Source organism: Pseudomonas sp. CBZ-4 (assembly GCF_000346755.1).
Lineage (GTDB): Bacteria > Pseudomonadota > Gammaproteobacteria > Pseudomonadales > Pseudomonadaceae > Aquipseudomonas.
The window spans coordinates 18,239-42,903 of the sequence record NZ_ANNV01000173.1; the positions used below are offsets into that span (position 1 = coordinate 18,239).

Genomic DNA, 24,665 nt, shown 5'->3' on the forward strand with positions numbered 1-24,665 from the left:
TCTTGGGTATCAGTGGGAGCAAAAAATGTGTAGGAAAACCGGCCTTGGATTGTAGGGGGTTTTGTTGTTTGCGCGGTTTTTTTTGTGTTTTTCTCTCATAGTCTGTGTGCTGACTGAATTGCTTGCCAGCGTTCGCTATATCCTTTGAGCGTGGCAAAGTGGGCCGGCTACAAACAGGTCTTCCAATGCTTGTCGGCGGGCGTAGCTCAGTTGGACGCGGCGACCCTCATGCCCACCGACCAGCCACCCTGTTCGTTTTTTTGCAGATAGAGCCGCAGCACTTTTCAGAGGGAGCTGACGCTGTCCCATTGGTGTTCGGTCGGCAGGACGCCGGGGGAGGTGTTGATGAAAAGCTGCTGAGACGCGCCAATGTCGGCATTCATCCACAGCGATTTTCAGCAATATTCGGTACTCCAGATACAGCGAAGCCCGCACTGGGCGGGCTTCGCTGGTGTTTCAATTGGTGGGCCGGGGTAATCTGAACGGGCTCTGTAACTTGTTGATTTAAAGATAAAATATCGGTTTTGTTTTTTGGTTGGAATGCCATTTGGAATGCCAATGAGATTTGCTTGGTACCTTATGGCTGCGTGATGGAGTCGGTTAGATCAGTCTTGCTTCAATCAGTGTGTGCATTTTAAGAGCATCGCTGATGGCTTTCTCGATTTCTCTAGTCTTTTTCTTCACCTCAGATTGCAGTGTCGCCTGGTCTCCTTCGAAGCCTGGATCAGCCTGCTCCAAGGTGAGCTCCCACATTGACAGAATCGTGGCCAGTCGTTCGATCTGTCTCACTGCTTCGCGGTGCTGAGCCTTCCAGCGATCATCAAGCTGCTTCACTCGTTTGCGTTCAAAATCCAAGGCGTCGCGAAGCAACTGCTCTCGTTCATGGTGTTCCTCAAGCAATTTCCCCGCGCCATTGAGGAGATCGGCGACTAAGGCAGTCTCCGTGATTTTCAGTTTTTTTGCGCTAATGCTGATGGCCTTTTTGGTATCAGTCGGGAGTGTGAACGAGTAGGGCTTCCTTTTATTACCTGCGTTCAATGATCGATGTCGATGCTGCCGAAGGGCGTTCCTTAGGCGAGTCACGAACTCTAGGCCGGCGCGAGTTTCCTGCAGGTACGCAATCGCGTCAGCAACCATTCCATAGCTAAGTTCCTTTCCCCGAGTTGCGTATTTGAGGCTGGTTTGTATTCCTTCGTCGGAGGTTTGCTGCATGTAGCGATAGGCCCACTCCCACTCACCTCCCTCCTTTCGCAACCATCGGGGTCTACCTGCTTTCCCGGTCATCGCCCTTCCTTCCGCTAATTTTCGTCGATTAATTCTAGGGCTAAATCTCTCCTGTCGCCATCGTTTGTAAATGCGTTACTCGTAACGTTATGCGGTAACTCTAATCAGATTTATTCAGGGTGTATAATCTGTAATTTAAATCTGGATTATCAAAGTATGACCCTGCGTATTCAGCCCCTCCTACAGAAGCTGACTGATTGTGGACCTGAGGCGCGATTCATATTGGAAGCCATTGCAAGGGGCGGCTCGTATGGTGGTAGTGCTGGCGAGTGCTTCCGAGGCAAGCTGCTTGCGAAACAGCTCCACATGGTGGAAGGAATAGTCACTGCTGCCTTGGGGGAACTCGTGGCGGTTGGTGTGGTGGAACGTTTGGAGTCGGCCCTTGCCGGAAAAGGTCGGCCAAAGATCAGTTATCAAGTTGCTCCGCAGTCGCTGGCCACTCTTGAGGGTCAACAATGTTCACATGCCTCTCACCCGGAACATCTGAAGCGGCTTTTTTCTGGAGCTGATATCCCGGCAGAGATATTGGGGGCGCAGCCGAAGCCCCAAAGGGAGAGGTCGACAGTTACCAAACTTGGAAAACCTGCGCCTCCGGGGGCTCGTAGCAGGTTGAGTATCTGTAATCGATTGCTGCTGGGGGCATTGCTCGCAAATGCCGATCAATTTGGTGTTGTGACAGGACTCAGCAACTTAGACCTGAGACGAATGACAGGACTCGCCTCCGAGAGTTTGAGTCATCGGCTCCAGCGTCTTAGGGGAGTGGGCTTGATTCGCAGCTACGTACCCGGAGTGACAAGTTCGGTTTTTCGTACCAAGAAGGTCAACAGCTCGTATTTCCTCAACCTAAATCATCCAGGCTATGGCTTGAGTGGCGAAGGTGCGGTTCTGGTGCACTGGCTGCCGCAGTCCAAAGTTCGGAACGATGCTTTCGGTGTGTTGTTACGGGACATTCATGGTTTTCGCCGTCCACCCGCGTTGAACCGCGCAGAGACACCCAAGGCGGCTCTTCACTTTCTAGCTCGTGAACGGCGATCTGTTTTGGAAGTTTTGCGGCTCATGCTCTATCGATGCGCCTCCGAATTGCTCTCGCGCTACTGGTTTGAGCTCGGTTGTGAAGGTTCGGTCGATCCTGGCTGGCTTAGGGAGCGGATTGAGGCAGACCTGCAAAAGCCACCCGGTTTGGGAAAGGGAGATGTCGAGTCTGATTGGGCGTGGAAGGTTGTCATCGACCATTTTTGCAAACTGGTTTCTGGGATTGCGCAGACGTACAGAGCGAGGTTTGGTGCGGCGAATTGGATCGGGTTCGACTTGGCGGATCTCAGTATCCTGCCAGTGTTGGAGGGCGAAGGTGACGAAATCATGGTGCTGCGCTTGCAGCCACGACCGGTGGAGATTTCCACATGCACAATTCTGAGGGAGTCTCAACGTGGTGAGTTGGCCATCGAGAGCTGGGGGGAAGAGTCGGAAATGCCGCTGGACTATCGCTTCGTTTGCGGGTTGTTGACGCCGCCAGCGCGACGGTTACTGAAAAGGTAAGTCATTTTTTACCGCACCTGCAGATCCTCTGAACGAATACGAGGAGCCCCGTTCATGAGGATCATTCGCCTGAAAGAAGTCATCGACTCGACTGGCCTAGCACGGTCGACCATATACAAGTACATCGGGGAAGGCACCTTCCCAAAACCGGTATCACTGGGCGACCGCTGCGTCGGCTGGGTCGACAGCGAGGTGCACGATTGGATCTTGGCAAGGATCGAGGAGCGTGATCTTGCAGAGGGCATTGCAGTACGGTCCACCGGTCACCTGAGTATGGCCAGCTAGAACTGACCATAAGCGCCATGACCGGCTACGGTTGGTCATGGCGCTTATGCCGCTTGGGTAATGCAATTTTCTCAGCTAACTCTTCCATGAAGCGGTTTGGAAAATTTCCCGGTAGGCACGGCAATGTTGCTCCCCGTTGCACGGCCTGGCCGAAATGATCGGCAATGAGCTGGTTGCATCTATTGATATAGTTATTAACTATCAATCAATAGTAACTCAATAGCTAAACGCATTCAGCCTGATCAGCACCCACTGCGTCGATAGGGATGGGCATCAGTAATTTAGAACTACCACGGGACCTGCTATGCCAATAACCAAGCAGGTACCCAACCATGACCAATCGCAAGACCTACACCTACCTTTCCCAATCTGACATTACCCTTCAGATCGAGCGACTCGTCCAGGCCATCGAAGATTCCGATTCACCGGCATACCGAATCAAGCAAGCCCGCACAGGTTACGAGCGTGTCGAAGAGACCAAGCTCTCTCGGTACTTCACACATATCAAGCAGATGTACGACCTGTTCGATGATCGAGTGCCCTACGACTACAGCGAACACCTACAAGCGTTTTTGGAAGCCTGCCAGGACATTGGGCTTGAGCGTAACCCTGATGGCCCTGCCTGTCTGAATGAGCGGGGTACGGCCTGGCTCGATCATCACCGCAGCATGAACGTCCTGGTTGCCCGGATCCGTCAGTTGACCTGTGAACGATGGTATCTCCGTAGGAAAGATGATCTCCGTCACCAAGCTATAAAGCAGGGGATCCAAGCCTGCGACTACGTCGATGCCTTATGGGAACTCTATTCGCGCATCACCATCGTCAGGGTAGATTTCCACTACCGTTCCGAGGCGCACGCCAGGCTGCGAGTGGAACATGTGTTTGAGGACATGAAACAACTGATTGCCCAGCATAGGCGCAATCCAATCTTCGACCACCTAATCGGTCATATGTACTCGGTGGAGCAAGGGGATCGGAATGATGGTGGGGGCTACCACATTCATGCTGCCTACTTCTTCAATGGTAACGAGGTGCGTGGAGATGTCTTCAAGGCCATTAAGCTCGGCGAGTTGTGGGAAGACATCACGCATGGGCAGGGCTACATGTACAGCTGCAACCACGATAAGGATCAGTACGGTGACGAGTGTGGTATCGGTCGCATCGAGAGGAGTGATCGAGCGATTCGGCGCCATGTCCACAAGGTGGTGAAGTATCTCGTCAAAGATGCTCAGCACCTGCGCTTGAGGCCTGAGGGCGCTCGATGCCTGCGGACTGGTCAGAAACGTCCTCGTCGAGGGTGGCGGGCAGCGTAATCGTGCAGGTGCAGGGTTCAAGCTGAGCCAGAATCCAGGGGGCTTGATGTGCATGCCTCCCCTGGAACAGTGGCTCAATCGTCTCAGTGGCAGTGGGTTGGCAGTGAGCCGATGTGACGTCAATGTGTGGGTCTAGTGATTGCGAAGACGGTCTAGGTCGCTCTTGGTACGGCTGCGAATGGTGAGGTCACCGCTGGCGTCTTTCTGCACGACCGAAAAGAAACCGAAATTGGTAAATAGCCACATGTTGAGATCCCTCGCTGGGGTGGGGGTCAGGCAGCGCAGTGCCTGAAGATTGCATTAGGCTATTACAAATCAAAATGATCGGTAAATATCGTTTTTATGATTTTTGGTTGCTGGCGTTGTGATCGCAATTTATGCTGTCCACCGCTTTCACCACGACCAGCGTAGCCATGACCACTGAAGCTCTCTTGCAGCTAACGCAAGCCCAACGCGACCGACTGGCTTACCTCGAATTGCGTCTGCGGTTTGTCGGAGAGATAGGGCGACAGGATCTGATTCAGCGTTTCGGCATTCAAACGGCTGCAGCCACGCGCGATCTCGCCACCTATCGCGAGCTGGCAGGTAACAACCTGGCGTATGACCGTAGTAGCAAAATCTATACGCCGACCAAAGAGTTTCGACCGATCTTCACCTTCTCCGCTGACCGGGTACTGGCCTGGCTCGCAGAAGGGTTTGGCGATGGCGAGCCGGCGAGCAGTGCGCCGGGAGTCTCCTGCGTAACGTCCGGACGGCTTACCCAGCCGGATCTGGACACGCTGGGTGTGGTGACCCGCGCCATCTATCACCGCTGCCCTCTACAAGTGGAGTACCACTCCCTGGCCAGCGGCAAGACCCAGAGAGAAATTGTTCCGTTTGCCTTGATCGATACGGGCCTGCGCTGGCACGTGCGTGGCTATGATCGCAAGCGCGATGCATTTCGGGACTTCGTGATCACCCGCATCAGACGGCCAAAGCTGCTGGCGGAGTCTAAAGTCGCTGAACACGAGCGCCCAGAACAGGATGTCCAGTGGAGCCGGATACTGGAGGTCGAGTTGGTGCCTCACCCGGATCAACCGCACTCGGATATCACTGAGATGGACTACGGCATGAGCAGTGGGGCATTGCGTTTACGCCTGCGCGGTGCCACCGCTGGTTATGTACTGCGCAAATGGAGCGTCGACTGCTCGCCGGATCATCGGCTGCATGATCCGGAATACCGCCTTTGGCTGAAAGACCCTCTATTGCTTTATGGGGTTGAAACGGCGTTGCTGGCTCCAGGTTACCGAACAGGGTGAGCAAGTAATTACACATAAACAGTGATTAATCACCCTTGGCTCCGTTGCCTCTGATAGCCGAGGTAAGGTCGTTAGGTTCTCTTAGCCTGCCATGGCAGGAAGGCCTCAAGTTAAAAGGAATTGTTTTTCCAATGATCTACAGCCCCTACCAAGCCAAGTATTTTGCTCACTTCTTAACGCGTGAAGGTATCGGTGCCGACGAGTCTTTGACCCAGTCCTTGTCTTCGGCGCGTGTGGATCTGAACCCGCACCAGGTCGATGCGGCTATGTTTGCCTTGCGTTCGCCCTTATCCAAAGGCGTGCTACTGGCAGATGAGGTAGGGCTTGGCAAAACCATCGAGGCGGCGTTAGTGCTCAGCCAGCGTTGGTGGGAGCAGCGCCGAAACCTTCTGTTGGTTGTGCCGGCCTCTCTTCGCAAGCAATGGGCCACGGAGCTCCGTGAAAAGTTCTCATTGCCCTCGGTCATTCTTGATGCCAAGCGCCTTAAAGACTTGTCGGCCAGCGGGCAACCCAATCCCATTGGGCGTAAGGAAGGCATCATCATCGTCTCTTACGAATATGCCGCTCGTATCGCCCATCAGCTGCAAAAGGTTGCTTGGGATCTGGTCGTGTTTGATGAGGCGCACAAGCTGCGTAACGTCTTTAAGGCGGCTAACAATTCCCGAGCAGCGGTCCTGCGCGATGCCTTACAGGGTTGTCAGAAGCTTTTGCTGACGGCAACTCCGTTGCAGAACAACCTGATGGAGCTCTATGGTCTCGTTACGATCATTGATGAGGCTTACTTTGGTTCGGAGCAGGCCTTTAAGGCCGAGTTCGGAGGCAAGGGCAATCTTGCCGCTATGACCTTGCTACAGAATCGTTTGGAGCCCATCTGCAAGCGCACCTTGCGCCGTCAGGTCCAAAAGGCTGGACTGATCAACTACACCAACCGCTTGCCGAAAACCTTTGACTTTACCCCCAGCAAGCTTGAGCTGGATCTGTACGAGTCAGTGTCGGCGTACCTGCAAAACCCAGACACCCTTGCCCTAGGTAGAAATGGCCGTCACCTGGTGACCTTGTCCCTGCGCAAGATCCTAGGTTCATCCTCATTTGCCATTGCCAAAACCTTGGACAAGATGGTCAACCGCCTGCAAGCCAAGCTAGTGGTGGATGACGACACCCTAGATGATCTCGATGGCTTTGCTGAGGACGCTGAGGATTGGCGTGATGCTGGCTCTATCGCCGCAACCGAAGCGGATGCTGTCGAAGACCATTCGGATGATGATCTTGATGAGATAGACCCGAAAAAGCTTCAGGCCGAGATCGCCGAGCTGACGCACTACCGGGATATCGCCACCTCAATTAACGATAACGCCAAAGGGCGAGCGCTCTTGGAGTGCTTGCCAATCGTTATGGCTGAGATTAAGGAGGTCAAAGGCGGTCAGCACAAGGCCGTGGTGTTTACCGAGTCCGTGCGCACCCAGGCCTACTTGCGTGATCTGCTTGAACAAAACGGCTTTGCTGGTCAAACCGTAGTACTCAACGGCTCAAACACCGATAAAGACAGCACAGCCCTCTACAAAGCCTGGCTTGCCAAAAATAAAGGCACTGAGGTCGTCTCCGGCTCTAAATCTGCCGATATGAAAGCAGCCATTGTCGATGCTTTCAAACATGACCGCTCCATCCTCATTTCCACGGAGTCCGGTGCAGAGGGTATCAACCTGCAGTTCTGCTCGCTGCTAATCAACTATGACTTGCCCTGGAACCCCCAGCGGGTTGAGCAGCGCATTGGCCGTTGCCACCGCTATGGGCAAAAGATCGACGTCACCGTGATCAACTTCCTCAATCGCAAGAACCAGGCAGAGGAGCGCATTCACCAGCTCTTAGAGCAGAAGTTCAAGCTCTTCGAGGGCGTATTTGGCTCATCTGATGAAGTATTAGGTGCTATTGAGTCTGGCGTGGATATCGAACGGCGCATTCTGGAGATCGTCCAGACGTGCCGTTCGAACGACGAAATCAATGAGGCCTTCGATAAGCTGCAGGAAGAGTTCAGTGTCGAGATTGATGCAGCCAAACAGGCTGCACGCAACCAAATTTTGGCTGAGATGGACGAAAAGGTGATTGAACGCTTGATGAGCCGCAAGGAGGGCGTTCATGCCGTCCTCGGCGACTTCCGTAGGGCGCTGTTGACCCTTGCTCGTGCTGAACTACCCCAGGCCCACTTCCATCCAGATCATGCCGAGCGCTTTGATTATCAAGGCAGCACCTGGTCTACCGAATGGCCTGAGGCAGAGGATAACGGCTGGCGCTTTTTCCGCTTGGGCGATGGGGGCCTGGCAGACAAGCTGGTGGCGCAGGCTAAAGCGCGATCAACTCCCATGGCGTCGCTCGCGTTTGACTACAACGCCTATGCTGGCAATCTGGCGGATGTGGCCAGCTTGCGCGGGCAATCCGGCTGGTTGCGACTCTCACGCCTAACGCTACAAACCCCTGCTCGCACTTGGGATGAGCTGATCTGCGCAGCCTTCACCAATGACGGCAGCATGCTTGACCCGAGTACCGCCGAACGCTTGCTGCACGTTCCTGCCCGAGAGCTTGGCGCACCAGTGGGGCAGGCGCCCGAGGAAGAATTGACGGGCGTTACTGAGGCGCGGCAAACGGCCCTAGTAGGGCATGCGCAAGAGCGTTTGGGTGAATTCCTCAACGAAGAAGAAGACCGCCTGGATGCGTGGCGTAATGACGCCCGTGTGGCCTACGACCAGCAAATAAAAGAGCTGACAAAGCAGGCCAACGAAAAGAACAAACTCGCCCGCGCAACCGCTAATCTGGCCGCCAAGTTGGAGCTACAGCACGAAGCGAAAACCTTAAAACGCCAGGTGGATGAGCTGCAACATCAACTCTATACCCGACTGCGTGAGATCGATAATGAGCGTGAGGCCATGCTCGACAGCATTGCCGAACAACTCAACTTAACGCCACAGGTGGATCACCTGTTTACGATTCGATGGAGCCTGATCTAATGGCCGGTAAAACCAAACTTGAACTGACATGGATTGGCAAAAAAGAGCGTCCGCGCCTCGAACCGCGCATTCTGATTGAAGATCCAGCGTTTTCCTATCACGCCGAAACGCGGCGTGAGGGTGATCATTTCGACAATATGTTAATTCATGGGGATAATCTGCTGGCGCTAAAGGCGTTGGAGACAGATCCAAATGTGCGCGGCAAGGTTAAATGTATCTTCATTGATCCGCCGTATAACACAGGATCGGCTTTCGAACATTATGATGATGGTGTTGAGCATTCGCTCTGGCTCAGCATGATGCGTGATCGGTTAGAAATTCTTCGTAATCTTCTAAGTGAAGATGGAGCAATTTGGATTACAGTTGATGACAATGAAAGTCATTATCTGAAGGTGATGTGCGATGAGGTTTTTGGGCGCAAAAACTTTATCTCAAATGTTGTCTGGCAAAAAAAATATGCACCTGCGAACGATGCTATTTGGCTCAGCGACACCCATGACCATGTTCTGATATATGCAAAATCTAAAGAGATTTGGCGCCCAAATAAGCTTGCACGAACGGAAAAGGCGGATTCTGCGTATAAAAATCCAGACAACGACCCCCGAGGCGACTGGAAAGCTGGTGATTATACCTGCGCGAAGTCTGCGACTGAGCGCCCCAATCTCTACTATGAGATCACCAACCCCAACACTGGCGAAAAAATTATGCCTTCCTCCACTAGGGTCTGGGCCTATGGGAAGGAAGAGCACGAACGTCACCTAAAAGAGGGCCTTATTTGGTGGGGGAAGACTGGTAAAAACTCAACGCCTGCTTTGAAGCGATTTATTACTTCTTTGAAAAGTCAGGGCACAAATGCCCAAACTGTTTGGCTCTGGGGGGAAGTCGGTCACACCCAAGACGGTAGGAAGGAGCAAATTGCTCTTTTCCCCAAATCACCGTTCTCAACTCCCAAACCGGAAAGGATTTTGGAGCGAATTATTCACTTGGCCTCCAATCCCGGTGACCTCGTCCTCGACTCCTTCGCGGGCTCAGGAACAACCGGTGCTGTCGCCCACAAAATGGGGCGTCGCTGGATTATGGTTGAGCTGGGCGAGCATGCTAAAACCCATATCGTGCCGCGCATGAAGAAGGTTATCGATGGGGCCGATAAAGGCGGGGTCACTGAGGCAGTAAGTTGGCAAGGCGGCGGTGGCTACCGCTTTTTCAAACTCGCACCTTCGCTGTTGCAAAAAGACAAATGGGGCAATCTGGTTATCAATAAGGATTACCGGCCGGAAATGCTGGCCGAGGCCATGTGCAAGCATTTCAATTACACCTACGGGCCATCCGCCGAACATTATTGGATGCACGGCAAGGCCACTGAAAACGCCTTTATCTACGTGACCACCAACAGTTTGACCTTTGATCAGCTCAAGGCCCTGTCTGATGAGGTGGGGGAAGAGCGCAGTCTGCTGGTTTGCTGCATGGCTTATGAGGCCGCAGGCGATAACCTGATGAACCTAACCATCAAGAAAATCCCTCGTGTGGTGCTGGATCGTTGTGAGTGGGGTAAAGACGATTACTCCCTAAAAATAGCGGCGTTACCCATGCAAGACGAAGAGCTTAAGGCAGTCGAAATCACGGCGGCTATACCTAAAAAAAATAAAGAATCGGTAGCACAGGCAAACCTGTTCGACGGTACTGAGGAAAACTGAGATGACTGAACTCAACAAGGATCGTGTAGTTGCCCAAGTTAGTCAGCGCCTCTCGTTACGCAAGCCTCAAGCAGAGGCGCTTCGGCGCCTCGATACCATCGTAGGGCTTATTGATCCGAAAAAGGGCACCGATGCTGAGGCCGCTCGGGAGCAGGTGCGTCAGGCATTCGGTGAGGTTAATGATGCGGACTTTACAGATTTTGAACGTGACTTCCCGTCGGTTTGTTTCTCCGTTGCCACCGGTGTAGGTAAGACCCGCTTAATGGGCGCTTTCATCAGCTACCTGCACATGATTGGTAAGAGTCAGAATTTCTTTATTCTGGCGCCAAACCTGACGATTTATGAGAAGTTGCTGTTCGATTTTGATCCGCGCAGCCCTAAATATGTGTTCAAGGGCATTGAAGCCTTTGCTCATAACCCGCCTTTGATTGTTAACGCTGAAAACTATGAAGAAGGTCGTGGTGTACGCGGTGCCGATCTCTTCGGCCGCGAAAGTGTGATCATCAATATCTTCAACATTTCGAAGATCAACTCCGAGGTGCGAGGCGGTGCCGCCCCTCGCATCAAGCGCCTGCAGGAGTACATTGGCGACAGCTATTTCTCGTACCTGTCTGAGCTTGATGACCTGGTACTGCTGATGGATGAAGCGCACCGTTATCGCGGCAGTGCCGGCTTCAAGGCCATTGCCGAGTTGCAGCCCATTATGGGCCTTGAGGTGACGGCGACGCCGAAAACTACAGGTAGCAAACCTCAGCCATTTAAAAACGTGGTTTACCGCTACGACCTGCCGGATGCGATGGAAGACGGTTATGTGAAGGAACCAGCCATTGGTACTCGGGCGAACTTTAATCCGAAGTCGGTTGATGCCGATGCGCTGGAACGCATCATGCTTGAGGACGGAGTTAACTACCACGAGCATGTGAAGGTGGCGCTGGAAACCTTCGCCAAAAACTACGATAAGCCGATTGTGCGACCGTTTATGCTGGTGGTGACCAAGGACACCACGCATGCCTCCGAGGTAAGACAGTTTGTGGAGTCAGACGGATTTTTCGGTGGCCGTTATAAAGGCCGTGTTATCGAAATCCACTCAAAAACGTCCGGGGAAGAGAGTGACGAGAATGCGCAGCGCTTGCTGAACATCGAAAAAAGCGGCGATACCGACATCGTTATTCACGTTAATAAACTCAAAGAAGGCTGGGACGTTACTAACCTGTTCACCATTGTTCCATTGCGTGCCTCAGCTTCCGATATTCTGACCGAGCAAACCTTGGGGCGTGGTCTGCGCTTACCTTATGGCAAACGCACGGGGGTGGCTGAAGTCGATCAGCTCACCGTGATTGCCCACGACCGCTTCAATGAACTGATTGAGTTGGCCAAAACGGAAAACGGCGTTACCAAGAAACTTAAGCAAGTGTTTATTGGTGAGGGCGGTGACGTGACCTCAACGAGACCTGAGGCTGTCACTACGCCAAATGTGGTGCAGCACTTGGTGCAATCCATGCTGCCGAAAGCAGAAGGTAGTGAAAAAGGCACTGCTTACAAAATTCCTGTTCCCTCGAGTCCTGCCGGTGTGGCTGAGGCGCCAGCGCCTTTTATTCTGCAAACAGCGCAAGAAGTGGAAGTGGCTGAGAAGACCCTTCAGATTGTTGTTCAGCAGACCGCTAAACAAGTAGGAAGCCTTGCGGATATCAATAAGCCGGAAGTGCAAGCCGCTATTGTTCAGGCCATTCAAGCGGAGCAAACACCGCAAGCTGAGATCTTTCCGGTTGAAACGCTGAAAATTGAAGCAATCGTGAAGTCGATTTGCAGTCAGTTCGTTGAACGAATTATTGCCATTCCGGCACTGACCATCACACCGACCCAAGATGTGTCTTTTGGTTTTAAACCGTTCGCGCTGGATCTTAAGCACTGGAACCACCAACCGCTCTCGAACGAGTTATTGATTCAGGTCTTACGCACAGAGAAAACGCAGTCCATTAGCGGCGATGCCCATGACGAGCAGCAAGAGTGCCTAGAAAACTATATCGTTGCCAAACTCATGGACTTCCCAGAGATTGATTACGACACGCACTCCGAAGTGCTTTACCAGCTAGCCGGCCAAGTAGTTGCTCACTATCAAGCCAAATACGATAAGCCCGAAGAGTTGCGTAGTGTGCTGCAAGGCCACTCTAGGCAAATGGCCGACGCCATCTTTGCGGACATGAAGAAAAATATGTGGCGCGGGAAAACAAGTTACCGCGTTACTGTGAGTGCGGCCTTCCAAGACTTGCGTCCACAAACTTTCGAAAATGCGGGTAGCCAATATTCATTGGACTTTCGCCAGGCACCGCCAAAGCTTAATGAGATCAAGCGTTATATTTTTAGCGGTTTCAGTAAATCCTGCTACCCACTGGCTAAATTTGATTCAGATACGGAGCGCAAACTGAGCGAGATTTTAGAAAAAGAAAATGGCGTTAAGCTGTGGATGAAACCCGGCCCCAACCAATTCAAACTCTACGACTCAGATGGCTTGCCTTACCAGCCGGATTTTGTGGTTGAAATGCAAGACCGCATTTTGATTATTGAGACCAAGCGCGCGGATGAAATTAGCGATACGGTGGTATTGCGCAAAGCAGAAACCGCAGCGCTTTGGGCACATATCGCCACTGAGTTCCATGCGAAGAAAACTGGCGGTAAGCCGTGGTCTTATTTATTAGTGCCACATACGGACGTGGTCGGAAACTCTACGTTGGCAGGTCTTTCCGCAAAATACACGCGCCAAGCAGACACTGAGCTTTTGACCCGCTATGAGCTATCTAACGAGTTGGGTTTAGTTCTGCAGGCGTAGGGCAGACCACAAAAAAGGGTAGCTCCGGCTACCCTTTTTTGTGTGTCTTTGATCTCCACCTACCGAAAAGTAGGAATCAGACTCACCGTGGCACTGCTGGCGAGCAGTCCCAGGAAAAAGCGCTCATAGTCCGCCACCGACTACACATGCGGCAGCTTTGAGTGTGTGGCGCAGCCAGATATAAGGTTCTTGGCAGTTGGTTTTGGCGGTTTTCCCAAACTGTAGCTCTGCGCAGTGGTCGTTACTGCAACAGATAACCGACGGGTTGATTGTCCTTATCGAAACAGAGGATGGTCTCGCAGAAGCCGCCGATCTGGTCGATGTTCGATTCAGCAACTGCCGGCAACCACTTACCAAGGTCAGCAATCGATACCTTCTTCTCGTTGATGTAGCATTCATCGTCCATACGCGGATTGCACCAGGCACTTTTCACGTCCGGCCAATTTAATTGGGCCGAGGTGGCAAGTGACTGCTGTGTCGATGCTTGTGTACGCCCCTTCTGCACCTGCCAAGCTGCGTAACCACCTTCATAGCGCCCGTCGAACGTTGGTAAAAGTTGATTATCTGGGACGCCAATGTCCAGGTAGAACTGGTGCAGGAGAGATCCCGCCTCGGCATACGACACCTGATGCGAGGTATCGACACGGTAGGCCACCGGCTTGCCGTCGGTGCTGACTCCGATGCGATACCAGATCGACAGGGTGAAGAACACGTCCTGGTTCCAGTCACCCACGATGGTGGCGTTGGTTCGGCACTTGCCGCGTAGGCACGTACCGCTTACTTGGTTGACGTAGCGTACATCCTGCTGGCGCTGAGCATTCCAGATGAGCACCTCGCGGGCGTTTTCCAGCCAAGTGCACTTGATAAGCGGCTGACCATTGAAGGCTTTCTTATTGATGCAGGGGATCGCTTCGGGGAGTCCATTGGTGGACCTCTCGTCCGGGTAGGCAATGTTGTTCCAGGCGTAATGGTCAATGACGGCATTGGCATTGGCGCAGAACGCGAGCAGCAGAATGCTGAGTATCCGTTTCATGAGGTAACTCCTGTTTGTGGTTTCTTGCAGCGAGAAAGAGGAACCGGCGGCGAAGCACGCGAGTCCAGCTGCGCAGTGGTGCTCTTCGCTGTTGGTGGCAGTGGGAATGAGGAGGGCTACTTCTTGTAAACAACCTTGAGCCGCTTGTTGACGTAGTCCTTGATGATTTCGTAATCGGGGTTGTAGGTAACGAGCGTATGCCCTACCCCTGCTGTGGCCGTTAATGCCGCGATGGTCAATGTGGCGGGTGTTGTCAGGATGCTGAATACGGCACCCAGTGCGCCGCCTTGTACCACTGCACTTTTCACATCGCTTTTGACTCGACACTTCAGCCCCTGGCTTTCAATCTTGGTTTCGACCAGTTTGATACCTGCCATGAAATTTCCCCTGAGGCCATGGATTTCGAAGGACGCTTTGCTTTTCACGAGACCTTCAATCTGCATTTCATTCAGACCTGTTACGACGATCATGGGTTTTCCGAGCTCCCTGCAAGAGATAGTGGTTTTGAGAAAAGGTCGAATGACAACCTTTTAGGGTGAGTCTCGGTTTGATGAGTCCTTCATGTCAATGGGTTGATGCTCAACCATCCGGGTTGTCCTGGAGGGTGAAATGTCAAAAACCAAATCGAAGCAGCTAGCGGAGTTTGTTGGGCAAGCCATTGCGCGCCAGCGCATTCGCAGCAAGTTGAGTCAGGAACAGGTTGCGGAAAAGCTCGGGATTGGAAGCGAGGCCGTATCCCGTATTGAGCGCGGCGTTGTGATGCCTAACATCGAACGCTTAATTGAGCTGGCGACGGTCTTCGGCTGCGAGACTGCTGACCTGCTAACTGAGGGCAGCACGCGTCAGGAGGATCAGGCGCGTCGACTGCAGGGGCTGTTATCCGTGCTGGACTCAGGTGACCGTACGCTGGTGTTGGAGTTCGTGGAGAGTTTGGTGGCGCGCCTCAGCCGGGGTTAAGCCGCTCCTTGATTTCGGCTGCCTCGTTGAACAAAGCACCACAGCGTAGGCAGAGAGAGTCAAAGTCGGCGAAGTGGAACCGCACAACCTCATCGGCCTCTTTTCTGGCCGCTGGGTAAGCAGGCACAACGGCGGCGAGTCCGCTGAGAAGAGCGAACTGGCCGCTCCTTTCATGCGGACGTTGAGCACCCTCGATTGCGCCATTAAACAACCCGATCAGCAAGGTCAGTCCTTTGGCGGCGTCACGTGTCAGCACGGCGTTGGAGTCGCAGATCAAACACTGTCTGTTCATCGTATGTTTCCTATTGAGTTGAGGCGCTAGTGCATGCCTGACGCTCCTCAGACGTAGGGTTATTTCGGTGCTGCCGTGGTGGCATCTGCCGCTGCTGATTTGGATCCCAAAGCCTTCAAGAGACGGCAGAGAATCCAACACGCCAGCAGTACGGCGATCAGCAGTGGTGGGAACCGCACGATCAAAAGCACCAACAATAGAGTGGCCAAGCAGCCCGCAAGAATGCCGGTGAACATGAGTACGGCCGCAAACATGCGTAGTAGCTTCATCATCGTGTTCTCCTTATAGATAGCCCTGCTCCGCCAGCGATACGCAGCCCTCGTGACCTACCACGATATGGTCCAGTGTTCGCACCCCAACCAGGTTCAAGGCCTCCTGTAGTTTGTGGGTCAGGGTGAGGTCTGCTTGGCTAGGTTCTGGATCACCGGAAGGGTGGTTGTGTACTAATACAGTTGCTGCAGCATTGTGCTCTAGGGCGGTCTTGACGACCTCGCGGGGATAGACGTTGGCACCGTCCAACGTGCCCCTGAACAGTTCGTGAAAGACGATTACTCGGTGCCGGTTATCAAGTAGGAGCAAGGCGAATACCTCGTGCTCGTAATCGGCCAGCAGCGCTTGCAGATGGCTGAACACTTCCTTCGGCGAAGTTAATGCCCGACCTCGGCGCAGACGTAGGTTTGCCAATTGCCGTGCCATTAGCAGGATGTCGGCTTCACTGATCGGCGACTCGATTTGGTAGGTGCCAGTAGATTCACTAGCCTTCAGCTTATGTAGGCGCATGTGGAGTTCCTTGATGGTTATCTGTCGGTGGGGTGTGGTGCTGAGCTTGCGTGTCCAGCTTCTCGAATAGACTGGCTTTCGTAGATCGCTGGGAAATGCTTGTGGTTGAACACGGGATTTCTTCGGTGGGGTAAAACTCTTCAATCACTGCACCTGCGTCTTCTTCGCTGTCTTCAAAGGCACCATTGCCAAAGCCACGTTGCGCGGCTTCGTCCAGCGCTACCTGATCAAAGCCAGCCTCCTGCCGTTGCGCATCTAGTTCATTCGCAGATTGCAGTGCCTCGGCCATGTCCATACCGCTGCGCACCGTGAGATCGACGTAGAAAATTGGTGTTCCATGGCTTTGCCGCGTTGACTTGCCCCGTAGCCGCAACTCCAGCGGCAGGCAGGCCAATCGATTACCGGAAATAGCTTTGAAGTACTGCAGGCGAGCCGCTAGGGTGCGGATGCTGTTGAAGCCGGTGGTACGAAACACGAAACTGCCTAGCGGATCATCATCCCCAATCAGCACATTCAGTCGGCCATAGGGCTTACATGCGCCGCCTTTAGCCAATGGACAAGCATCCGGTGAAGGACATGGCAACGACTGCATACCGTCCTGCGTAACCCGCTTGCAGCTCTCACCGTTGCCGATACACAACGGCCTGCCAGACTGCCGGTCGAACAGGGTGTAGTCGGCCCGGAAATTCAGTTCCGGTTCGTTGAACAATAGGCGTACAGGAATGCTGCGCAGCTTGTCTTCCTTACTCTGGCGCAGTTCGTCGTTGAGAGGGTGTAGCAGCCAGCCATCCCTGCTTTGCACCTGGGACGTGATAGTGAACTGATCATCTTTCTCCGGCAGGCGTTTGCCGTTTTTCTCGATGACTTTGCCGATGGAGATGCGTCCGAGTACGGGCGGTGTTAGGGCTAAGCCTTTCAACATGATGGTTCTCCTACAAACGAAAAAGGCCAGCCACGCAGGGCTAACTGCATGGACTGGCCAAGGGGAAATAGTTGAGTAAGGTGAATATCAGCCGACTAAGAAGCGCCGACTGCCGTGCTTGAGCTTGGTGTAGCGAGCCTGCAAGTAAGGCTTATTTTTCAGCAGGTTTTCGACATCCAGCACTGTGCTGTCTTTGGACTTTTTCCAGCTGATGAAGCCGTGACTGAACTCGGCACGGGTAGCATCGCCCATGGCTTGCTGTAGCATCTGCTTGAGCTGGGCTTCACGCGTTTCCTTTTCAGCGATCAACTGACGTACCGCCTTCAGTTCGAGATAGGCAGCGGTCAGTCCTTCATGATTGCTGAGGTCTAAGGTCTGGCCGTTGTCCTCCGGGTACAGGCAACGCAATGCCAGTTCAGCCGAGGCTGATCCATCTGCAGGTGGTGGTGTATCGGTTTCCACGTACTGCCAGAACCTGCGCTCCAGTTCGATCAGACGAGCAATCATCTGCTCGTCCCGTTCAATGCGGTGGATTTCCAGCGTTTGCCCGCCGAGCAATACCGCTACATCCGCAGCCTGCTTACCAGTGACGGCGAGCTGATGCATGACCTGTAATTGCACATACTCAGGAATACCGCCCTTCCAGAGACGTGCGCCGTTTATGCCGGCAGTCTTGCATTCGAGGATCTGCACATCGTCGGTACCGATCACCTCTCGGTCGATGTTGGCTAGCATCCAGGACATATCCGGATTCGGATGTTGCAGTACGGCGTTTATGCGCCGCACCTTGTTATTAGTACGCTTGCTGTAGTGCCAGGCCACGATTGGTTCCAGCACGTTGCCCCAGTACATCGGACTTTCTTCATCGTGCGGGTCGGCCTTGGGCAATGTGGTGTCGCGTCCCGTTTTCTCCAGCCACAGTTCTAGCTGTGATTTATATGGATTGAGGCCAACGGCCGCGCCTGCATCCGAACTGCCGATGCCCTGCTTACGCACGGCCAGCCAATCTTCACGCGGTAATTCCTTGGTACTGATTAGGCGCAGCGCTGGGCGTGGCTTGTCGGTGCTGCGGTTCAATGAAGTGGCTTTCATAACTTTCACCTTGGGGAAATAGAAACGCCCGATCAGCAATCAGGCTGATCGGGCGTTATGGGGTGAGTATGTGGGCGGTCAAGCGACCAGTTGCAGGGCGGTTTCCAGGGCACGTTGTTTGATCTGCGCGCCCTGGCCGAACCAGGCCGAGTCCATGCGGTACTCGTTGCTGCGTGCCCGCCGTTCGTGGTCGACAAACTCGGTCACGGAGTTGAGCAGGCCCCAGGCGGTGCCGCGTGCCGAGTCGAGCTGACTGCCCCGACCACGACCTTCGTACAGCTCCTGAACCTTGCGCAGAGCGCGTTCGTTGGGCAGTACCTCCGGCAGTGCACCGGTTGGACTGGTCTCGCACAGCACGTTCATAAAGAAACCCAACGCCTCATGCCACTGCACCTTGCGCTCAGACAAGGCCCGCATGCGGTACATAAACTCATCCCACTGCGAGACGGCGATGCCGAGCTGTTTCTTCACCACCGTTGAATCAAAGCGGGTGTTGTGTGGCACCTTAATTGCGCGGCTGTTGCCGTCCAAGGCGATGGTCAGGGTGTTGTTGCATACCACGCGCACTGTGGTCGGGGTTGCCGTGGTGGCCAAGGTGCCGTCGCAGGACGTGGCCAGCAGCAGGTAGCCGTTGACCTGGTCATTACCCTTTATCGCTGCGCCCTGACCGGTGCGTGCCAGTGCCCAGAACTTACGGCCGCCCTTGAGTACGCCAGCGGTTTCCAGCTCGTAGCCAGAGACCTCAGTGAGGTCACGATAAAACTCCAACACTTCCCGAGGTTGCACGGTGTGATAGCGCTGGGAAACCACCGACAGCGGTGCCTTGGTGTCCGAACGAAAGAGTACCTTCTGTTCTGGGAATGAATGGATGGCGCCTAGGTGACCGGCCAGCTCTGATTTGAAGAGTACGGGGCTTTCCTGGATCGCCCAGTCCATGCCGGCTTCGCGTTGCCAGACTTCGATGGGTTGTTTCTGAGTGAGTTGATTACCTAGGCCATGCCACGGTGCAGCGCCAGCGTAGGCCATAGTTTCGACGAGATGAGCCATGGTTGAGATTCCTTCGGGTGCAGGCCGGCATAAAGCGCCGCGCCCAGCGCAGCACCGTCCGGACGATATGGATAAAAAAGGTGTGGTCTTGCCAGATCAAGCCGGCAGGTTAAAACGGTGACCGCAGAGCAAGCAGAGGTTGTGGGCCAGGACGTGTCGATCGAGCGACTCACCCAGTTGGGCGCCGAGAGCGCAGCCGCCGACACCGCCGGCCAACCCGCCGAGGATGGCACCCGATATCGAACCGAGCGTGATACCAACAGGGCCGGCGATGGCGCCAATAAGCGCGCCAGCTTGGCCTCCAGCCAGCACAGCACTAACGCCGCGCGCAGCACCACCCACGGTGCCGATGGCCGCGCCGACTTTCATGGCGTGATGGAAAGAAGCGACTTTGGGGGAATGACAGCGAGGACACTGCAATGACATGGGGCGAACCTCCTTGGTGGTGTAGTCAAGGTGGTTATGTAGGACTGAGATTTTTTTGAATTGGATGCGCTGTCGCAAACCGCTCGCTCTCAACGTAAATATTTTGTGATCGTTTGATGTTGCAATGATGCAATTGTAGTAGCGTTGTGCCTCTAAAAATCTCATGAAGCCCGCGCAATCGGCTTCTTATAGACCTACTTCACTCAAACTGAGTGTTTTGCTGCTGCTTGTGCGTTTAAGGTGATTATGCAAGGAAGTAATAAAAAAACTGAGGCAGGCAGAATGAAGCTGGATTATGAGCGACCATTGATGGCTTATGCGTATCTCGCCCAGTCGGGTGCGCAGAACGATATTCTAGGTGGTTTGATTCCGATCATTTCGCCTATCGCTAGGGAGCATGCTGGTCAAAACGTAGATGTCGACCATCTGAGAGCGGAGCTCGGAAGGTTGTACGGGATTGATGTTCACCCTTGGGCGATGGACGAGTTGTTACCGCGTCTTGTCAAAGCCAAGTTGATCATAGAAAAGCCAGTCGGACGGGGCAGGTGCCTTCACTCCTATGCGGAACGCGAGGAGGGAGCGAACGATTGTACTTCGGAGGCGGACATCCAAGCGATCTTGGATGATGTTGCGGTTTTTGCCGAACACATCATGTCCAAGAGCGGCATCACATTGCCTCATGAGTTCATTCAAAAGCATTTCATGAACCAGCTGGTGACCTCCGATTTCCAGGTCAGGTTGATCCGGCCGGAAGCAAAGCGGACTGCCGAGGGGAACATTCTGAAGTTGCCATCAGCAGATACTGGTAAGCCATTTGAGCCAGAAGTATCAGCTGAAGCCAAAAATCTCAGCCAAGTGAAGATCATTTGTGCTGCGTACATTCTTCACGCGTTCCATAACAACCCGGATACTTATCAGAAGCTGCTGAATATTGCATCTGGCGCGATTATCGCAGAGTACGTTCTCAATCTCAGGGAGCCGGGGGAGAATGTCTCCCTCAACGGTCTCAAGCTATATCTCGATGGCCCTTTGGCGATGTCCTATCTAGATTTGAGCGAGGTAGCTGCTGGTAAGCACATCAGTCTTCTACTGGATAAGCTCAAGGAGAAGGGTGCCCAGCTCTGTATTTTTAGAGACCACGTGGACGAGATTAATGACAACCTTCGTGCGGCTCTTGCTGTCCATAACAGCGACAGCAATGGGCCTCCGCGGGCCACTCACCGAAGATTGCAAACGTCGAGTTCGTTTAGGTCGTACGTGCAGATGGTGCTCGCCGATATCGACGGGGCACTAGTGCGAAAATCAGTGAGCGTAGTACGTTACCCTGATCACTCGGTAAACTACTTCAACGACGACCTCGTTTCGACTTTGACCAGCGACCTCGGCAACTACGGCGCTCACGCACGGTTTCGAGATGCTCGAGCGATTGGCGGTATCCTTCGCCTGCGTGGTGGTCGGGTCACGTCGCAAAGTTACTTCCATGATTGCCGGCACATCTTCGTTACCGAGAACAAGAAGGTGGCTTCGGTATCCTTCGATTTTTCAATCCGGCACAACGATTACCGGCAGAGCTATGTTCCACCGGTCATTACGGATAGATACCTTGCGGGTTTGATGTTGGTCATCTATGGGGGCAACTCTGCCTCGGATGTCAGTCATGAACGCCTGCTCGCGAACTGCGCTTCAGCCCTCGAGCCGAACCATGAGCTGCTTTCTAGGGTGACGGGGTTTCTCAGCGACGTCGGTGCTGACAGGGCTGATGCGTTCATCGAGATGATGACTAGCTCTCGTTCTTCGCAACATCGTGCTGTCTACCTGCTTGACGAGAGGACCGTAATTCGAGATCTCGCCGATGCAGAAAGGGCTTTTGTTGCATTTGAGGCGGAGATTGCAGACAGCATTCGAGCTACCTACGAAGCCAAGCAACTTGAAGACAAGCAGTCTTTCGACTCTCAGCTGGCTAAGGTCCATGAGGATAAGGAAAAGCTTGTACAAAATGCAGATCAGGCAGGTCGCCAGTACGAGGAGCATATTGGAGATTTGGAGGTCAAGTTAGGCCAGACCCGCTCCGAATATGAGGAGGTTACACGTCGTTTGGACAGACAAACCCAGGAGCGTCTGGAGCGTGAAAAAAATGACCTTGAGGACCTTTTGGCACAAGCGAAGCTGGCGGTCGAGAGAAGGAGGAGGCGAATCGTGTGGGCGATCGGGGCACTCGGCCTGCTTATGGCGGGGATTGTGAATTACATTTCCTTCAGTCTTGAAGGGATGACTCAGAAGGTTGTTTGCGCCATTGCGCTGGTTGCGGTACCAGCAATTTTTTCGACCATTACTTCAAATGGGCTGAAAAAAAGTGATAAAAAAAATGTGAAAGACACCTTCCGGCGTTTGCTGACACAGCGCAAGAATCTAGAAAAGGCTTCTTACGATTACGAGCTCAACTACCTCACTTGTGAGGCTGTATGGGTCGGAGAGGCAAGCGCTGGCGGGGCCGAGAGACTGCTTGAGTCTGCATCATAAATAAAGGAAGGAGCGGGATCAGCTGCTTCAAATCCCGCTTCGACTAGATGACCGCCATCAGTTTGTCGAAGCGGGTGAGGACGTCAAGCTAACCTTGCAGCGATTCAACCCCATTGATTGTGATCAAGAGTTGCCGGTCCCCGACGGTTCTAACGCTGCCCATTGGTCAACTGGGACTTTAATAAGCGTATCGAAACGACCTTTTTATCTCTATTTTCTCTGATGGCTGACACAGATAGGTTGCCGGTAGCAGCTTCCTGGATGTGGTCGCTCCACCAGGCCATCATCGGGCGTCTGCGCTCGATGTACTCTGCTCGGTTGTAGGCGTTGCGTACCTCATCCTTATCGACGTGGGCTAATGCCACCTCTATTAACTCAGGCTCCCAGCCATGTTCGTTGAGAATGGTACTAGCCATTGAGCGCATGCCGTGGCTTACCAGTCGGCCTTCGAAGCCCATGCGCTTTAACGCCATGTTGGCGGTCTGGCTATTGCAATGGGTTCGAGGGTCCCGGTCTGCAGGGAATACGTACTCCCGGTGTCCGCTGTAGGGTTTGATTGCCTCCAGCAATGCCAGTGCTTGATCTGTGAGCGGCACGATATGTATGCGTCGTTTCTTCATCCGCTCGGCAGGGATCGTCCAGATACGCTTCTCGAAGTCGATGTCCGCCCAGCACGTGGTTGCAGCCTCGGCTGGGCGGGTCATTGTGTTGAGCTGCCATTCGATAAGGCAGCGCGTAGTCCTTTTTATGCTGGCATTGGCAATTGCCACCATGAGCTCTTTCAGCTCATCGGGAGCAAGCGCCGCCATGTTTTTCTTTTTCGGCTTCTTGAAGACGGAGCGAATCCCGCTGAGCGGGTTTGCGTGTATCAGTCCTGAGTTGACCCCGTAAGTCATGATCTCGTTGAGTCGCTGTGACAGCCGTTTAACGGTTTCAAGACTACCTTTGGTTTCGAGTGGTCGAAGAAGGTTGATGACTTGTGGTGCGCTAATGGCTGAAATCTGTGTGGTGGCTAAGTCCGGAAACACATGCAGCGTCAACGAACGCCAGATGTCCTCGGCATAAGCTGGTGTGACCGCATCCTTTTTCAGTTCAAACCATTCCGTCGCTACATTCTGGAATGTGTGCTCTGTTTCAGCTTGTTTTGCTTGCAGCACTGCATCTCGCTGTTCTTTGGGATCAATGCCTTGGGCAAGTATTTCCCTCGCTGCAATGGAGCCCTTTCGTGCCTGCGCTAGCGATACTTCAGGGAAGGTACCGAGGCCCATGTTGATCCGCTTCTTCGTCACGGGGTGTCGGTAGTTGAAGTTCCATAGCTTAGAGCCATTACTTCTCACTCGCATTTGAAGTCCGCCACCGTCGAACAGGACGTAATCCTTTTCATCAGGCTTGGCGGATTTGATTTTGAGTTCGGAGAGGCGAACCGTTTGTGCGCACATTGGCATTCCAGGATGAGATTGGCATTCCAAAAATTAGCACTGTTGGGCTTGGAATGCCATTTGGAATGCCATAAAGCGTGGCTGCTCTTGGACGTCCGTGGACGCTTGCGGCGCTGAAACCCCCGTAGTTACTGGATTTCAGGCACAAAAAAAGACGTCCGTGGACGTCTTTAGATGATGAAGTGGTGGAGCCGGGGGGATTAAATATTTGTATCTAAGTTACTGTTTTAAAATGCATTTTTGTTTGTATTCTGCGTAAGTGCCCCCATAAGTGCCCCCGCGCACATATTTTCGATGAACGGCTATTTGAGGAGTTGAACTGGCGTCCTGAATTATCGTTCTGCGACAAGGCGGAGCTAGCCACTCACCGGCGGGCATTAGATGGTGTCGGTCGTGCACAGCATGGTATCGGTTATCTGGCGACCAGGGTTTGATCCTAGCCCAGGCCGGGGCGCTGGGTAGCTCGGGCCACGCAATTGGGTTTTTTCCGCGGTCGCGCACCATGGGCTCATCTAGGACGTCTGAGCTGAGGTGCGGTATGAAACACTCGATGGTTACCTGTCAAAACTGTGGCAAAGCGATGGTTCCGAGAGCGACATATAGCCGTGGCTTCTGGGGCTATTCGCCTTCGTCGAATCACTGTCCCTTTTGCCTGAGTGAGAATTGGCATGGCGGAAATCCGGGGTTAGGGACTCGGCTATTTGCGTTAATTGGCCTGGCTCTAGGTGTTCTGGCCTGTGTGTTGATGGGAGCGTTTCTGTTCAAAGTGCAGTGGTGGCTGGGCGTTGAAGGACAATGGCCTCTATTGAGCCTAACCACATGCGCAGTGTCAGTTATCGCGGGGTATCGATTTTACAACTGGTTTGTAGATTTCTGACTAGGCTTTGTACGAAAAGTATTGCCGCATGCAACGTAGGCTGC

20 protein-coding genes are annotated in these 24,665 nt (G+C 53.4%); 9 read left to right on the forward strand and 11 right to left on the reverse strand.

All coding sequences use genetic code 11. The annotated features are described in order from the left end of the window. Window positions 1-600: 600 nt before the first annotated feature. Window positions 601-1,284 (reverse strand): hypothetical protein, encoded by a 684-nt coding sequence (locus B348_RS0127145; protein ID WP_017739168.1) that lies wholly within the window; start codon window positions 1,282-1,284, stop codon window positions 601-603. A 156-nt stretch (window positions 1,285-1,440) separates the two neighbouring features. Here B348_RS0127145 and B348_RS1000000130550 point away from each other — a divergent pair, with 156 nt between their 5' ends. The 7 genes from B348_RS1000000130550 to B348_RS0127185 all read left to right on the forward strand — a co-directional run bounded on the left by B348_RS1000000130550 (window position 1,441) and on the right by B348_RS0127185 (window position 13,236). Then, window positions 1,441-2,820, forward strand: a complete 1,380-nt coding sequence (locus B348_RS1000000130550; RefSeq protein WP_017739169.1) for a hypothetical protein — start codon at window positions 1,441-1,443, stop codon at window positions 2,818-2,820. A 54-nt stretch (window positions 2,821-2,874) separates the two neighbouring features. Next, window positions 2,875-3,105, forward strand: a complete 231-nt coding sequence (locus B348_RS0127155) for an AlpA family transcriptional regulator (protein ID WP_017739170.1) — start codon at window positions 2,875-2,877, stop codon at window positions 3,103-3,105. 332 nt (window positions 3,106-3,437) lie between these two features. Continuing rightward, a complete protein-coding gene (locus B348_RS0127160) occupies window positions 3,438-4,418 on the forward strand; it encodes an inovirus-type Gp2 protein (protein WP_017739171.1) in 981 nt (326 codons plus the stop codon). 413 nt (window positions 4,419-4,831) lie between these two features. Next, entirely contained in the window at window positions 4,832-5,716 is an 885-nt protein-coding gene (locus tag B348_RS0127170) for a YafY family protein (protein ID WP_026137101.1), read from the forward strand. A gap of 131 nt (window positions 5,717-5,847) precedes the next feature. Next, window positions 5,848-8,715 carry an SNF2-related protein gene (locus B348_RS01000000130365; RefSeq protein ID WP_017739174.1) on the forward strand — a complete coding sequence of 956 codons (2,868 nt, stop codon included), beginning with the start codon at window positions 5,848-5,850 and terminating at the stop codon, window positions 8,713-8,715. Continuing rightward, window positions 8,715-10,409 (forward strand): site-specific DNA-methyltransferase, encoded by a 1,695-nt coding sequence (locus B348_RS0127180; RefSeq protein ID WP_017739175.1) that lies wholly within the window; start codon window positions 8,715-8,717, stop codon window positions 10,407-10,409. The genes B348_RS01000000130365 and B348_RS0127180 overlap by 1 nt, the downstream gene beginning before the upstream one ends. Before the next feature lies 1 nt (window position 10,410). After that, the gene (locus tag B348_RS0127185; RefSeq protein WP_017739176.1) at window positions 10,411-13,236 is read left to right on the forward strand and encodes a DEAD/DEAH box helicase family protein; all 2,826 of its coding nucleotides are present in this window, start codon (window positions 10,411-10,413) and stop codon (window positions 13,234-13,236) included. Between the two features lie 241 nt (window positions 13,237-13,477). Here the strand turns inward: B348_RS0127185 and B348_RS0127190 are convergent, their stop codons facing one another. After that, window positions 13,478-14,269 (reverse strand): hypothetical protein, encoded by a 792-nt coding sequence (locus B348_RS0127190; protein ID WP_017739177.1) that lies wholly within the window; start codon window positions 14,267-14,269, stop codon window positions 13,478-13,480. 116 nt (window positions 14,270-14,385) lie between these two features. After that, window positions 14,386-14,739, reverse strand: coding sequence for a hypothetical protein (locus B348_RS0127195; protein ID WP_017739178.1), 354 nt, complete (start codon window positions 14,737-14,739; stop codon window positions 14,386-14,388). 139 nt (window positions 14,740-14,878) lie between these two features. On the opposite strand from B348_RS0127195, the gene B348_RS0127200 reads away from it, so the two are divergent. Further along, window positions 14,879-15,226, forward strand: a complete 348-nt coding sequence (locus B348_RS0127200; protein ID WP_017739179.1) for a helix-turn-helix domain-containing protein — start codon at window positions 14,879-14,881, stop codon at window positions 15,224-15,226. Here B348_RS0127200 and B348_RS0127205 read toward each other — a convergent pair. The 7 genes from B348_RS0127205 to B348_RS1000000131300 form a co-directional block, all read right to left on the reverse strand. After that, the gene (locus B348_RS0127205) at window positions 15,213-15,518 is read right to left on the reverse strand and encodes a hypothetical protein (protein ID WP_017739180.1); all 306 of its coding nucleotides are present in this window, start codon (window positions 15,516-15,518) and stop codon (window positions 15,213-15,215) included. The two genes, B348_RS0127200 and B348_RS0127205, sit on opposite strands and share 14 nt — an antisense overlap. A gap of 59 nt (window positions 15,519-15,577) precedes the next feature. Next, window positions 15,578-15,790, reverse strand: a complete 213-nt coding sequence (locus B348_RS0127210) for a hypothetical protein (protein WP_017739181.1) — start codon at window positions 15,788-15,790, stop codon at window positions 15,578-15,580. A 10-nt stretch (window positions 15,791-15,800) separates the two neighbouring features. Further along, a complete protein-coding gene (gene radC, locus B348_RS0127215) occupies window positions 15,801-16,298 on the reverse strand; it encodes a DNA repair protein RadC (protein WP_017739182.1) in 498 nt (165 codons plus the stop codon). Further along, a complete protein-coding gene (locus tag B348_RS0127220; protein ID WP_017739183.1) occupies window positions 16,285-17,220 on the reverse strand; it encodes a hypothetical protein in 936 nt (311 codons plus the stop codon). Before B348_RS0127220 ends, radC begins: the two co-directional genes overlap by 14 nt. 87 nt (window positions 17,221-17,307) lie before the next feature. Continuing rightward, window positions 17,308-18,312 (reverse strand): YqaJ viral recombinase family protein, encoded by a 1,005-nt coding sequence (locus tag B348_RS0127225; protein WP_017739184.1) that lies wholly within the window; start codon window positions 18,310-18,312, stop codon window positions 17,308-17,310. A 78-nt stretch (window positions 18,313-18,390) separates the two neighbouring features. Next, window positions 18,391-19,359, reverse strand: a complete 969-nt coding sequence (locus B348_RS0127230) for a DUF932 domain-containing protein (RefSeq protein ID WP_026137103.1) — start codon at window positions 19,357-19,359, stop codon at window positions 18,391-18,393. 96 nt (window positions 19,360-19,455) lie between these two features. Then, window positions 19,456-19,785: a hypothetical protein gene (locus B348_RS1000000131300; RefSeq protein ID WP_081609295.1), complete on the reverse strand. Its 330-nt coding sequence runs from the start codon at window positions 19,783-19,785 to the stop codon at window positions 19,456-19,458. 282 nt (window positions 19,786-20,067) lie between these two features. Between B348_RS1000000131300 and B348_RS0127240 the strand changes: the two genes are divergently transcribed. Next, on the forward strand, window positions 20,068-22,305 hold the full coding sequence (locus tag B348_RS0127240) for a hypothetical protein (RefSeq protein WP_017739187.1): 2,238 nt from the start codon (window positions 20,068-20,070) through the stop codon (window positions 22,303-22,305). A 149-nt stretch (window positions 22,306-22,454) separates the two neighbouring features. Here B348_RS0127240 and B348_RS0127245 read toward each other — a convergent pair whose 3' ends face one another. Further along, window positions 22,455-23,744, reverse strand: coding sequence for an integrase domain-containing protein (locus B348_RS0127245; RefSeq protein ID WP_017739188.1), 1,290 nt, complete (start codon window positions 23,742-23,744; stop codon window positions 22,455-22,457). Window positions 23,745-24,665: the final 921 nt, after the last annotated feature.